9 protein-coding genes and 1 pseudogene are annotated in these 13,266 nt (G+C 74.1%); 6 read left to right on the forward strand and 4 right to left on the reverse strand.

Features of this window, described 5'->3' with window-relative positions; translation table 11 throughout:
* Positions 1-8 precede the first annotated feature (8 nt).
* From AC2TDM_RS16730 to dnaB, 3 genes and pseudogenes are all read right to left on the reverse strand, one after another.
* Positions 9-500 (reverse strand): annotated as a pseudogene (locus AC2TDM_RS16730) (histidine kinase N-terminal 7TM domain-containing protein); the annotation flags it as partial.
* 132 nt (positions 501-632) lie between these two features.
* Positions 633-2,384, reverse strand: coding sequence for a histidine kinase N-terminal 7TM domain-containing diguanylate cyclase (locus AC2TDM_RS16735; protein WP_484635384.1), 1,752 nt, complete (start codon positions 2,382-2,384; stop codon positions 633-635).
* A gap of 204 nt (positions 2,385-2,588) precedes the next feature.
* Complete coding sequence (dnaB, locus tag AC2TDM_RS16740) at positions 2,589-3,962, reverse strand: replicative DNA helicase (protein WP_484635385.1); 1,374 nt, start codon at positions 3,960-3,962, stop codon at positions 2,589-2,591.
* Positions 3,963-4,370: 408 nt separating this feature from the next.
* Between dnaB and AC2TDM_RS16745 the strand changes: the two genes are divergently transcribed.
* From AC2TDM_RS16745 to AC2TDM_RS16770, 6 genes are all read left to right on the forward strand, one after another.
* On the forward strand, positions 4,371-5,663 hold the full coding sequence (locus AC2TDM_RS16745; protein ID WP_484635386.1) for an MATE family efflux transporter: 1,293 nt from the start codon (positions 4,371-4,373) through the stop codon (positions 5,661-5,663).
* A 310-nt stretch (positions 5,664-5,973) separates the two neighbouring features.
* Positions 5,974-7,233 (forward strand): branched-chain amino acid ABC transporter substrate-binding protein, encoded by a 1,260-nt coding sequence (locus AC2TDM_RS16750; protein WP_090032681.1) that lies wholly within the window; start codon positions 5,974-5,976, stop codon positions 7,231-7,233.
* A 78-nt stretch (positions 7,234-7,311) separates the two neighbouring features.
* Positions 7,312-8,352, forward strand: a complete 1,041-nt coding sequence (locus AC2TDM_RS16755) for a branched-chain amino acid ABC transporter permease (RefSeq protein ID WP_090032683.1) — start codon at positions 7,312-7,314, stop codon at positions 8,350-8,352.
* On the forward strand, positions 8,349-9,605 hold the full coding sequence (locus AC2TDM_RS16760) for a branched-chain amino acid ABC transporter permease (protein ID WP_090032685.1): 1,257 nt from the start codon (positions 8,349-8,351) through the stop codon (positions 9,603-9,605). Before AC2TDM_RS16755 ends, AC2TDM_RS16760 begins: the two co-directional genes overlap by 4 nt.
* Entirely contained in the window at positions 9,602-10,597 is a 996-nt protein-coding gene (locus tag AC2TDM_RS16765; RefSeq protein ID WP_090032687.1) for an ABC transporter ATP-binding protein, read from the forward strand. The genes AC2TDM_RS16760 and AC2TDM_RS16765 overlap by 4 nt, the downstream gene beginning before the upstream one ends.
* Positions 10,584-11,303, forward strand: a complete 720-nt coding sequence (locus AC2TDM_RS16770) for an ABC transporter ATP-binding protein (RefSeq protein ID WP_090032689.1) — start codon at positions 10,584-10,586, stop codon at positions 11,301-11,303. Before AC2TDM_RS16765 ends, AC2TDM_RS16770 begins: the two co-directional genes overlap by 14 nt.
* On the opposite strand, the gene AC2TDM_RS16775 is transcribed toward AC2TDM_RS16770, so the two are convergent.
* On the reverse strand, positions 11,300-13,129 hold the full coding sequence (locus AC2TDM_RS16775) for a BCCT family transporter (protein ID WP_484635387.1): 1,830 nt from the start codon (positions 13,127-13,129) through the stop codon (positions 11,300-11,302). The genes AC2TDM_RS16770 and AC2TDM_RS16775 overlap by 4 nt on opposite strands.
* Between the last annotated feature and the right edge of the window lie 137 nt (positions 13,130-13,266).

A 13,266-nucleotide genomic window follows, 5' to 3' on the forward strand; every position in this document is an offset into this window, starting at 1 on the left:
GTCTCGGCGAAGAACACCTCGCGCCACGGGTTCAGCGTGATCGCGACGAGCACGACGACCGGCACGACGGCGAACCGCCCGAGCGTCCGCCGGTCGAGCCGGTGCTCCCCGCCGACGGACGTCACGTCGCGGCAGAGCGCCCACAGCCCGAAGGTCACCGCGTGCACGCACAGGTACGTGCTCCACCGGGCGGCGTACTGCAGCCAGAGCGGCACGGGCAGCGCGGCCACGACGGCGACGAGGCACCACACGGCCGCCACGACCATGATCCCGGCGAGGGTCCGCGCGGCCGGCGTGCGGCGGCGGCGCCGCCAGCACAGCGCCGCGACGGCGGCGCTCCCGCCCGCGGCCACGACGAGGCCCAGCACGAGCACGAGCCGCAGGAACGGCATGGTCACGCCGCACCTCCAGCGCCGGGTCCGCCCTGCACCGGCCGGACGCGGGCGCGCAGGGTGCCGGCGCGGCACGGGTGGCTCGACCGCGCACGACGCCCCTCCCATCGGGGCCCGCGCCCCGTCCGAGAGGGGCACCGGCGGCCGTCACCCCCAGGGACGCGCGGACGGCTGACGGGTCGGGCACCGGTGCGCGGCGGGCGGGAGCGCGACGGCGCGGCGCGGCGCGGCGCGGCGCCGTCAGCGGGGCGAGGCGGCGGAGGCGGCGACGACGACGTCCCGGCCGGCGGCCTTCGCGGCGTACAGCGCGGCGTCGGCGGCGGCGAGGAGCGCGTCCGGCGTCTCCCCGTCGGCCGGACCGGTGGCCACGCCGACCGACACCGTCACGCCGATCGTGGGAGCGGGCGCGGGGGTGGACCGGGCGACCGGGGCCACGCCGACCGGTGCGACCGGGGCGGTGGGGACGGTCGGAGCGGGGGACACGACGTCCTCCCGGCGCAGCGGGACACGCAGGCGGGCGCACGCGGCGCGCAGGTCCTCCGCGCGGCGGAGGGCGGCGCGGCGGTCCGTCGCCGGCAGGACGACGACGAACTCCTCCCCGCCGAGCCGGACCACCGTGCCAGGCCCGCCCGCCGCGTCGACGAGGGCGGCGGAGACCGCGCGCAGCACCCGGTCGCCCGCCTCGTGGCCGTGCCGGTCGTTGACCTCCTTGAAGTGGTCGAGGTCCACGAGGAGGACCGACGCCGCCGATCGGAGTCCGCGCGCCTCCGCGAGGGCGGCCGCGAGCGCGGGCTCGAGCCCCCGCCGGTTGTGCACGCCCGTGAGGGGGTCGCGCGCGGCGTCCTCGGCCAGCCGCTCGCGCAGCACCGCGTTGACCGCGAGCTGGTCGGTCAGGCGCGCGTTGGCCGCGAGGAGCACCTCGCCCTGCGCGCGCAGCCGGGCCGTGGCGTCCTCGAGCCGGGCGCGGCGCAGCTCGGTGGCCGTGACGTCGCGGACGACCACGACGCGGCCGAGGTCCCGCCCGCGCGCGTCGGCGAGGACGGAGGTGCGCGCGTCGACGTGCAGGTCGGGTGCGAGGGCGACCGTCAGCCGGCCCTCGCCGTCCGGCCCGGGCGGCTCCAGCACGTCGCCGGACAGCACGTCGGTCGCGGGCCGCCCGACGAACGGCTCGGCCAGCCCGGGTCGCACCATCCGCGCCAGCCGCGTCGCCTCCCGGTTGAGGTCGACGAGCACCCCGGCACGGTCGACGACCGCCACCGCGTCGGCGATCTCCTCGAGGACCTGGGCCCGGGCGACCGGCAGGATGCTCGTCCAGCCCTGCCGCGTGAGCGCCCACGTGCACAGGAGGGCGGTGACGAGGAACCCCAGCGGCGTCCAGTCGACGACCGGCCGACCCGTCGCCGACGCCACCACCGGCACGAGCGAGACGACGACGGGCGGCATCGTCGAGACCACGAGGGTGCGCAGCTGCCGGCGCTCGTACCAGCCCGCACGCCGCCACGAGCGCAGCAGCGACCCCGTCGCCGCGACCATGAGGCCGTAGGCCCACGCGAGCCCCAGCCAGAAGCCGGCTCGCGGACGGTCGACGAGCGTGTCCGGGTGCGCGGGGTCGATCGTGTCCGCGGCCATGACCTCGTGCAGGCCGTTCGTCGCCCAGAGCGCCAGCAGGGCGACGGCCGGCAGCGCGAGGGCCGCCAGCGTCCGGCGGGACACCCGCCAGCCGGGGCGCGTGCCCGCCCGCGCCAGGCACCACAGGGCCGCGGCCGTCCCGTAGACGCCGGCGAACTGCAGCCCGCGCGCGACGAGGAACGCGTCCGCGCTCGGCGCGACGAGACGCCCCGCGGACGCCAGCGACCACAGCGCGACGCCCAGCGACACGGCCGTCAGGACCCCCGCCGCCGGCGTGCGCGCCCGGCGCCGCCACGCGACGACCGCGACGCCCACGGCGACGACGGCCGCGAGCGCGAAGGTCAGCACCACCCCGTCCGGCACGCCACCTCCCGATCACCGCTCGTCCGTGCAGCCCCGCGCGCGGTGCTCACCGCCGACCAGGGCCGGGCCGCCGCGCCTCCGCACGGCTCCCCGGTCCGATCGGCAGGGCCACCGGCACGCTGAGGAGCCGGCGGCGGGACGCACCCGGTCGAACCCGGACCACGGTCAGCCCTGACGGGCGACGTGTCATCCGCCGCGCGGTCCTCAGACCTGCATGTCGACGAAGCGCGAGAAGTGGCCCTGGAACGCCACGGTGAGCGTGGCCGTCGGGCCGTTGCGGTGCTTGGCGACGATGAGGTCGGCCTCGCCGGCGCGGGGTGACTCCTTCTCGTAGGCGTCCTCGCGGTGCAGGAGGATCACCATGTCGGCGTCCTGCTCGATGGAGCCCGACTCGCGCAGGTCGCTCATGGCGGGCTTCTTGTCGGTGCGCTGCTCCGGACCACGGTTGAGCTGCGAGATCGCGATGACCGGGACCTCGAGCTCCTTGGCCAGCAGCTTGAGGGCGCGGGAGAACTCCGAGACCTCCTGCTGGCGGCTCTCGACGCGCTTGCCCGAGGTCATGAGCTGGAGGTAGTCGATGACGACGAGCTTGAGGTCGTGGCGCTGCTTGAGCCGCCGGCACTTGGCGCGGATCTCCATGAGCGACATGTTCGGCGAGTCATCGATGAACAGCGGCGCCTCGGAGATCCGGCCCGTCGTCGTCGCGATCCGGGACCAGTCGTCCTCGCCCATCTGCCCGGACCGCATGCGCTGCAGGTGCACCCGTGCCTCGGCCGACAGCATGCGCATCGTGATCTCGTTCCGGCTCATCTCGAGCGAGAAGATCACGGCCGTCATGTTATTGTGAATTGCCGCGGCGCGGACAATATCTATTCCTATGGTACTTTTGCCAATTGCAGGTCTCGCTGCAATAACAATCATCTGCCCGGAATGCAGGCCGTTCGTCAGGCGGTCGAGGTCGGCGAATCCCGTCGGGACGCCGACCATGCCCTCGCCGCGGTGGCTGGCCGCCTCGATCTCGTCGACGGTGCCGTTGATGATGTCGCGCAGCGGCAGGTAGTCCTCCGAGCTGCGGCGCTCGGTGACGGCGTAGACCTCGGCCTGGGCGTTGTTGACCAGCTCGTCGACGTCGCCGCCGTCCGTGGCGTAGCCGAGCTGGACGATGCGCGTGCCCGCCTCGACGAGCTTGCGCAGCACCGCGCGCTCCCGCACGATCCGCGCGTAGTAGCCGGCGTTCGCGGCGGTGGGGACGCTCGCGATCAGGGTGTGCAGGTACGGGGCGCCGCCGATGCGGGCCAGGTCCCCCCGCTTGGACAGCTCGTCGGCCACGGTGACGGCGTCCGCCGGCTCCCCGCGGCCGTACAGGTCGAGGATCGCGTCGTACACCGCCTCGTGGGAGGGGCGGTAGAAGTCCGTGCCGCGCAGCTGCTCCACGACATCCGCGATGGCGTCCTTGGAGATCATCATGCCGCCGAGGACGCTGCGCTCCGCGTCGAGGTCCTGCGGCGGGGTGCGGTCGAAGCCGCCGCCGTTCCGCGCCGGGGCCTGCATCCCCAGCTCGAGGTCCTCGATCGTCACGCGCCCCACCCTCCGCTCGTCCCCGGACCGCCTCGGCGGCCACCGCCGGTGCGGTTCTACCCCCGCCCACCGACACACCACCGGCAGCGCCGCCGGGACACCTGGGGTGCCCCGACCCGGCGCCACCGGCACCCGCGGGCCCGACGACCGGACGACGGCTGGCAGGCTAGGTGCGTCGCCGCCGGCCCCACAAACAGCCCTGTGGACGCAGATGTGGACGGCGTGTGGACCGGAGGGCGTCCGCCGCTCCGCCCCGTCCACAGGACGTGGACGGCGGTGTGGACGACGACACCGACGACCGCCGCCGGACGCCGCTGACGTGCGGCGGGACCGTGCACCGCTGTGGACCCGAGAGGACGGCCGACCATCCCACCTGCTGGACACACGCCGTCGGTCGACCGCGAGATCGTGGCCCTGGCCGTCCCCGCGCTGGGCGCCCTCGTCGCCGAGCCCCTGTTCGTCCTCGTCGACACCGCCGTGGTCGGCAGCCTCGGCACCGCGCCGCTGGCCGGGCTCGCGCTCGCCTCCACGGTGCTCGTGACCGTCGTCGGCCTGTGCGTCGTGCTCGCCTACGCGACCACGGCGGCCGTGGCCCGGCGCTCGGGCGCGGGGGACGCGGCCGGCGCGATGCGGCTGGGCGTCGACGGCCTCTGGCTCGCCCTCGGGCTCGGCGTCGTGCTGGCGGCCGTGCTCGTGCCCGCGGCCTCGTGGCTCGTCGCCGCGCTCGGCGCCCGGGGCGACGTCGCGACGGCCGCCGTCGCCTACCTGCGCTGGTCGGCCCCCGGGCTGCCGGGGATGCTCGTCGTGCTCGCCGCCACCGGCGCCCTCCGCGGGCTCCGGGACACGCGCACGCCGCTCGTCGTCGCCGCGTCCGGCGCGGCGCTCAACGCGGTGCTGTGCGTCGCCCTGGTGCTCGGGCTGGACCGGGGCGTCGCCGGGTCGGGCGCCGCCACGGCGGTGACGCAGCTGCTCATGGGGGCCGCGCTCGGCCTCGTCGTGCTCCGCGGTGCCCGGCGGGTGGGCACCGCCCTCCTGCCCGGCCGCGCCGGCGTGCTCGGTCACGCCCGGGCGGGCGTGCCGCTGCTGGTCCGCACCCTCACGCTGCGCGCGGCCGTCCTGCTCGCCGCGGCGGTCGCCACCGCGCTCGGGCCCGTGGCGCTGGCCGGGCACGGCGTCGTAGCGGCGGTGTGGGGGCTGACGGCCTTCGCGCTCGACGCCCTCGCCATCGCCGCGCAGGCGCTCGTGGGGCACGCGCTCGGCGCCGCCGACCCGGACCGCGCGCGTGCCGTCCTGGCCCGCTGCCTGCGCTGGGGCGTCGGGGCGGGCGTGGTGCTCGGGCTCGTCGTCGGCGGTCTCGCGCCCGTGCTGGCGCGCCTGTTCTCCGCCGACGACGAGGTGCGGGGCGCGGCCACCCTCGGGCTCCTCGTCGTCGCGGTGTCGCTGCCCGTCGCCGGCTGGGTGTTCGTCCTCGACGGGGTGCTCATCGGCGCCGGGGACGGCCGCTACCTCGCCGTGGCCGGGGTCGTGACCCTCGTCGTGTACGCGCCTGCCGCAGTCGCCGTGCTGCGGCTGGCGCCCCACGGCGCCGCCGGGCTCGCGTGGTCCTGGGCCGCCTTCGCAGGCCTGTTCATGCTCGCGCGGGCGGTCACGACCGGCGTGCGGGCCCGGGGCACGGGCTGGTACCGGCTCGGCGCCGCGTGAGGGCCGACGACGAGCGCCGCCGGCGCTCATCGGGGACGGGTCCGCCACCCGTCCGGGTGCGGACGCGGTCCGCATGGCGTGTGACGGGTGCCACATGTCGGGACGGCGCGCGTCGTCGAGCCCCAGGTGGGTGATCGTCACGGCGCGACCGATATGGGAGTGTGACCCAACCGTGTCCGGGACGAGACCGTCACCCGTGTCCCATTAACGGTCCCGAAACGCAGCACGCCTAAGTTGCGCCACAGCCCGGCACGCGGTGCCGGATCGTGCCGCCCCTGCCGGCGGACGACGAACTGATGGAGGTTCCCCCATGCGCACACGCACCCCCCGGGTCGCGGGTCTCGCGCTCGTGCTGGCGGCCGGTCTCGCGGTCGCGGGCTGCGCCGACCGCTCCACCACCGGCGGCACGGAGGCCGACCCGACGGCCTCGGGCTCGGCGGCCGAGGGCGGCGGCACCAGCGCCGCCGACCTGTCGATCCAGCCGCTCGTCCAGGTCGACGCCGAGGGTGCCGAGGTCGAGGCGGCGGGCGACGGCAGCGAGGCCGCCGACCCGGCCGGCGACGGCTCCGCGTCCTGCTCGGGCATCGCCATCGCGATGGCCGGCGCCCTGACCGGCCCGAACGCGGCCCTCGGCACGAACATCCTCAACGGCGCCACCCTCGCGGTGGACCAGCACAACGAGGCCAACCCCGACTGCCAGGTCGAGATCAAGCAGTTCGACACGCAGGGCGACCCGCAGGCCGCCACGCAGGTGGCGCCGACGATCGTCTCCGACACCTCGGTCATCGGCCTGCTCGGCCCGGCCTTCTCGGGCGAGACGAACGCGACCGGCCCGATCTTCAACCAGGCCAACCTGCTCTCGCTCACGGCCTCGGCGACGAACCCCTCGCTCACCCAGAACGGGTGGACGAACTTCTTCCGCGGCCTGGGCAACGACAACTCGCAGGGTGCGGCGGTCGCCAACTACCTGACGGGCGAGCTCGGCTTCAGCACGGTCTGCGTCGTCCAGGACGACTCCGACTACGGCATCGGCCTCGCCGAGGTCGTCACCGAGACGCTCGGCGAGGCGGCGAACCCCGACTGCGCCGCCGAGGTCAAGACGGGTGACAAGGACTTCTCCGCGACGGTCCAGATCATCGCGGACGCCGCCCCCGACGCCGTCTACTACGCCGGCTACTACGCCGAGGCCGCCCCGCTGCTGTCCCAGCTGCGCTCCGGCGGCGTCGAGGCGGCCTTCGCCTCCGGCGACGGCTCCAACGACGCGCAGTTCGTCTCCCAGGCCGGCTCGGACTCCGAGGGCGCCTACCTGTCCTGCCCGTGCGGCCCGGCCCCCGAGCCGTTCGCGGCGGACTACGAGGCGGCGTTCGGCCAGGCGCCCGGCGTCTACTCGGTCGAGGGCTACGACCTGGCGACGATCATGCTCAAGGGCATCGACTCCGGCGTGTCCGACCGGGCCGGGCTCGTCGAGTTCGTCTCCTCCTACTCGGGCGTCGGCCTCGCCAAGCCCTACGAGTGGGACTCCACGGGCGAGCTCGCCTCGACGACCACGTGGCTCTACGAGGTCCAGTGACCTGACGGCGGCGGCCGGGTCCTCCGGGGCCCGGCCGTCGTCGCGCGTCCGACCTCTCCACCCCTGCGAAGGAGCACGATGAGTGCACTCGTCCTGGCCGGCGGCCAGGTGCTCGCGGACGGCGTCATCGACTTCAACGTCGGCGCCCTCGGCCGCAACTTCTGGTCGCTGACGGTCAGCGGCCTGACCTACGGCTCGATCTACGCGCTCGTCGCCGTCGGCTACACGCTCGTGTACGGCGTGCTGCGCCTCATCAACTTCGCGCACTCCGAGATCTTCATGCTCGGCATGTTCGGGCAGTACGCGACGCTCATGCTGCTCGGCTTCAACCCCAGCGGCGACGTCTACCAGCAGGGCGTGCTGCTCACGATCGTCTTCCTCGCCGTCGCCATGGTCGGCGGCATGGTGGTCTCCGGCGGCGCTGCCGTGGGCCTCGAGCGGATCGCCTACCGGCCGCTGCGCCGGCGCGGGGCGCCGCCGCTCGTCTTCCTCATCACCGCCATCGGCGCGTCGTTCGTCATCCAGGAGTTCGTGCACTTCGTGCTCCCGAGCCTGACCGGCAACACCCTCGGCGGCGTCAACGCCCAGCAGCCCATCCGCCTCGTGCAGCCCGCGACGCAGTTCGAGGTCTTCGGCGCACGGGTCTCGAACGTCGACCTCGTCATCGTCGCGTCCGCCCTCGTCCTCGCCTTCGCCGTCGACCGGTTCGTCAACGCGACGAAGTTCGGCCGCGGCATCCGGGCCGTGGCGCAGGACCCGGTGACGGCCACGCTCATGGGTGTGTCCCGCGAGCGCGTCATCATGCTGACGTTCCTCATCGGCGGCGTGCTCGCCGGCGCCGCGGCGCTGCTCTACACGCTCCGCGTGCCCAGCGGCATCATCTACTCCGGCGGCTTCATCCTCGGCATCAAGGCGTTCTCCGCCGCCGTCCTCGGCGGCATCGGCAACCTGCGCGGCGCGCTGCTCGGCGGCCTGCTCCTCGGCGTGATGGAGCTCTACGGCCAGGCCCTGTTCGGCACCGAGTGGCGCGACGTCGTGGCGTTCGTCCTGCTCATCCTCGTCCTCATGTTCCGGCCCACCGGCATCCTGGGCGAGTCCCTCGGGAAGGCACGCGCATGAGCACCGAGCTCACCACCACCGCCCCCGCCGCACCCCACCTGGGCGTCGGCGACCGCGTCCGCCTGTGGTGGGACGCCCTGCCCCGGCAGGCCCAGTGGGTCGTCGGCGTCGTCGGCGTCCTGCTCATCGCCCTGCTGCCGGTCCTGCGACCGCCGGTCCTCACGACCGTCGGCACGGACTTCGGCGGCGTGCTCGCGCAGTTCGGCATGTACGCGCTCCTCGCGATCGGGCTCAACGTGGTCGTCGGCCAGGCCGGCCTGCTCGACCTCGGCTACGTGGGCTTCTACGCCATCGGCGCCTACACCGTCGGCCTGCTGACCAGCCCGAGCAGCCCGTGGAACGCCACGGACGACTGGCTGTCGCGGGACTGGGCGTGGCTGGCGGCCCTGCCGCTCGCCGTGGCGGTCACCGCGGTCTCGGGGCTGATCCTCGGCACGCCGACCCTGCGGCTGCGCGGGGACTACCTGGCGATCGTCACCCTCGGCTTCGGCGAGATCGTCCGGCTCCTGGCCGACAACCTGTCGACCGTGACGGGCGGAGGGCGCGGCCTCAACCAGATCGCCTACCCGGTCGTCGCGCAGTCCGAGACGCGGCCCAACGGCATCTTCTCCGCCGGCAACACCGCGGTGCCGTTCAACTCCGGCACCTTCTGGTTCTGGCTGAGCCTCGTGCTCATCGTCGTGGTGCTCGTGATCGTGGGGAACCTCGAGCGCTCCCGCGTCGGCCGGGCCTGGGTGGCCATCCGCGAGGACGAGGACGCGGCCGAGATCATGGGCGTGCCCACCTTCAAGTTCAAGCTGTGGGCATTCCTCATCGGCGCCTCCATCGGCGGCCTGTCCGGGGCGCTGTACGCGGGCCAGGTGCAGTTCGTCGTGCCGACGACGTTCAACGTCATCAACTCGATGCTGTTCCTCTGCGCCGTCGTCCTCGGCGGCCAGGGCAACAAGCTCGGCGTCATCCTCGGGGCGTTCGCGGTGGTCTACCTGCCGAACTTCTTCCTCGGGCGCACCGAGCTGTTCGGCATCCCGATCGACGGCAACGCGATCGCCAACTACCGCTACCTGTTCTTCGGCGTCGCGCTCATGGTGCTCATGGTGTTCCGGCCGCAGGGCCTGTTCCCCGCGCGGCAGAAGCTGCTGACGTACGGCCGCGAGGTCTACGTCATGGCCCGCAAGGCAGCCACGGCCCTCGCGGGCCGCGGCGCGGGCACCGCCGCGGCGACGACGACCGACCGGCCCGGAGGTGCCCGATGACCCAGCCCGGAGGCATGGCCGCCGGTTCCGAGCACGGCGACGAGCACCTCGGCGACCCGGGGCGCGCGAACCGCCAGACGCCGGAGCAGTACCTGCCCGACGGCGGGGTGGAGCCGCCGGCCGCGTTCGACGTCGCCGACGTCCACCCCGAGCTGGCCGACGAGGCCGTCGTCGCGGAGATCGTCGCCCCCGACCGCGACATCCGCGCCGAGGTGGGCGAGCCGCTGCTGCAGATGCAGGGCGTGACGATGCGGTTCGGCGGCCTCACCGCCCTGGACGCCGTCACCTTCGACATCCGCCGCGGCGAGATCCTCGGCCTCATCGGCCCCAACGGCGCCGGCAAGACGACGTGCTTCAACGCGATGACCGGCGTCTACCGGCCCACCGAGGGCCAGGTCGTCTTCGACGGCAAGCCCCTGGGGAAGATCAAGCGCAACGAGATCACGCGCCTCGGCATCGCGCGCACCTTCCAGAACATCCGGCTCTTCAGCGACATGACGGCGCTGGAGAACGTGGTGGTGGGCACCGACGCGCGGCACCGGACCTCCGTGCCGGGGGCGGTCTTCCGCTCCAAGCGGCACCGCGCCGAGGAGCGCGACGCCCTCGACCGCGCGATGGCCCTCCTCGAGTTCGTCGGGGTCGGCAAGCGCGCCACCCAGCAGGCCCGCAACCTGCCGTACGGCGACCAGCGTCGCCTCGAGATCGCCCGGGCGCTGGCCACCGAGCCCAAGCTCCTCTGCCTCGACGAGCCGGCCGCCGGGTTCAACCCGGCCGAGAAGGTCGAGCTCATGGAGCTCATCCGCAAGATCCGCGACGACGGCTACACCGTCCTGCTCATCGAGCACGACATGCGCCTCGTCATGGGCGTGACCGACCGGGTCGTCGTGCTCGAGTTCGGCCGCAAGATCGCCGACGGCCTGCCGCGCGACGTCTCCGCCGACCCGGCCGTCATCGCCGCCTACCTGGGGGTCCCCGACGATGCCACTGCTTGAGCTCAAGGACCTGACGGTCTCCTACGGCCGCATCGAGGCCGTCCGCGGCATCTCGCTGACGGTGGAGGAGGGTGAGCTCGTCACCCTCATCGGCGCCAACGGCGCGGGCAAGACGACGACGATGCGTGCGGTCTCCGGCGTCCGGCCGCTGTCGCGCGGATCGGTGTGGTTCGACGGCCAGGACATCGCCAGGGTGAAGGCGCACGACCGCGTCAACCTCGGCATCGTCCAGGCGCCCGAGGGCCGCGGCGTGTTCCCGGGCATGACGGTCCTCGAGAACCTCGAGATGGGCTGCTACTCGCGCACGTTCCCGACGAGGGCCGCGCACGACGAGATGCTCGAGCACGTCCTCGAGCTGTTCCCGCGCCTGCGCGAGCGCAAGGACCAGCTCGGCGGGACGCTGTCCGGCGGCGAGCAGCAGATGGTCGCGATCGGCCGCGCGCTCATGGCCCGCCCGCGGCTCCTGCTGCTCGACGAGCCGTCGATGGGCCTCGCGCCGCTGGTCATCCAGCAGATCTTCCGGATCATCTCCGAGATCAACGGCGAGGGCACGACCATCCTCCTCGTCGAGCAGAACGCGCAGCAGGCGCTGTCGCGCTCGCACCGCGCGTACATCCTCGAGACGGGCGAGGTCATCAAGACCGGCGCCGGCAAGGACCTCCTCGCCGACCCGGCCGTCAAGGAGGCCTACCTGGGCGTCGCCTAGGGGGGCGGGTCCCGCGCGCCGTCGCGCGGGACCCGTCCCGCACGACGGTCAGGCGGTGCCGCTCGGGCCGGCCCCGGTGGCCGGCACAGCCGTCGCGCCCCGCTCGCGGCCCCCGTCGTCGACGGCGGAGGAGTCGTCCGTCGCGGCCTGCGGTACGGCAGCACGTGCCGGCCGCAGCCGACGACGGAGGCCGGGGAGACGTCGACCACCGTCGGCGGGCGAGACGTCGACCACCGTCGCCCCCTCGACCTGAGGCCGTAGTACTCGCCGATGTGGTCGACGAGCGCCGCCCGGCGTGCCCGCTCGTACGCGCGCGCCTCGCGGCCGAACGCGCGCACGGTGGCCCAGCAGATGAGGAGCATGACGACGCTGAAGGGCAGCGCGATGATGATCGCCGCCGTCTGCAGCGCGCCGAGACCCCCGGAGAGCAGGAGGGCCACGGCCAGCAGCGCGGAGACGAGCACGAAGAACACGCGCACCCAGCGCCGGGGCTCGATCTCGCCGCCGCTCGCGATCATCGCCATGACCAGCGCGCCGGAGTCGGACGAGGTGACGAAGAAGAGCGCGACGAGCACGATCGCCCCGACCACGAGCGCCGGCCCCGCGGGCAGCGTCTGCAGCACCGCGAACAGGGCGCCCTCGAGGTCCACGGTGCCGTCCGCACCCACCAGACCGCCCTCGCCGAACACCTCGCGGTGCAGCGCCGTCCCACCGAGCACCGCGAACCACACGAACGTCACCAGCGTGGGCACGAGCAGCACGCCGAGCACGAACTGCCGCACGGTCCGCCCCCGCGAGATGCGGGCGATGAAGATGCCGACGAAGGGCGCCCAGGAGATCCACCAGCCCCAGTAGAAGCTCGTCCAGGACGCCTGCCACGCCTCCCCGGCAGCGCCACGGAACGCGGTGACGTGGAAGGACACGCCGACCACGTTCTGCAGGTACACGCCGATGCCCTGCACGAGGTCCCGGAGCAGGAACAGCGTCGGCCCGGCGACGAGCACCACCACGACGAGCAGCCCCGCGAGCACGAGGTTCGCGTTCGAGAGCCACTTCATGGCCCGTGTCACGCCCGACAGGACCGAGGCCAGCACGGCCAGCGTGGTGACGCCGGTGAGGACGACCTGCAGCCCGGTGCTCACCTGCAGCAGGCCGATGCTGCTGAGGCCGGAGCTGATCTGCACGACGCCGAAGCCGAGCGACGTCGCGACGCCGAACAGGGTGCCGACCAGGGCCACGACGTCGACGAGGTCGCCCCAGCCGCCCCGCACCCGGCGACCGAGCAGGGGCTCGAGCGCCCACCGGATCGAGACCGGCCGGCCGCGCCGGTGGATGGCGTACGCGAGGGCGAGACCCACCACGACGTAGATCGCCCAGGCGTGCAGCCCCCAGTGCAGGTAGGTCTGCGCCAGGGCCTGCTGCGCGAGCTCCGAGGGGGTGCCGGTGACACCGGGGCGCGGGGACGCGAAGTGGCTGAGGGGCTCGCTCACGCCGTAGAACACGAGGCCGATCCCCATCCCCGCGGCGAAGAGCAGGGCGAACCAGGAACGGGTGCTGAACTCCGGTGTGTCGTCGTCGCGCCCGAGCCGCAGGTCGCCGTGCCGGCCGAAGCCGAACCACAGGCTCATGGCGACGAAGAACGCCACGACGAGGACGTAGTACCAGCTGAAGCCGCGGACGATCGACCCCTGCACCGCGGACAGCGCACCGCCGACGGCGCGGGGCGCGAGGATCGCGGCGAGGGCCGCCGAGACGGTGAGCACCGCGGCCGGCCAGAAGACCCGGCGGGCGACGGACGGGCGGGGTGCGGCGTGGGTCTGGCTCATGGGTTCTCTCCGGCCGGGAGCGGGGTGCCGACCGCCAGGACGACGGCCTCGCTGCCGGGTCTCGACGCGCGCCGTAGGTGCCGACACCGTACGCCGCCCGGCAGCACGACGCCCCGCCGTCCAGGAGGACGGCGGGG

It is taken from the genome of Cellulomonas sp. plas2, from assembly GCF_057221735.1.

Excerpts from the sequence above, each read along its gene's own strand:
- AC2TDM_RS16775 (WP_484635387.1), bottom strand. The coding sequence starts at position 13,129 with ATGAGCCAGACCCACGCCGCACCCCGCCCGTCCGTCGCCCGCCGGGTC.
- AC2TDM_RS16770 (WP_090032689.1), top strand. The coding sequence starts at position 10,584 with ATGCCACTGCTTGAGCTCAAGGACCTGACGGTCTCCTACGGCCGCATC.
- AC2TDM_RS16760 (WP_090032685.1), top strand. The coding sequence starts at position 8,349 with ATGAGCACCGAGCTCACCACCACCGCCCCCGCCGCACCCCACCTGGGC.
- AC2TDM_RS16755 (WP_090032683.1), top strand. The coding sequence starts at position 7,312 with ATGAGTGCACTCGTCCTGGCCGGCGGCCAGGTGCTCGCGGACGGCGTC.
- AC2TDM_RS16765 (WP_090032687.1), top strand. The coding sequence starts at position 9,602 with ATGACCCAGCCCGGAGGCATGGCCGCCGGTTCCGAGCACGGCGACGAG.
- AC2TDM_RS16750 (WP_090032681.1), top strand. The coding sequence starts at position 5,974 with ATGCGCACACGCACCCCCCGGGTCGCGGGTCTCGCGCTCGTGCTGGCG.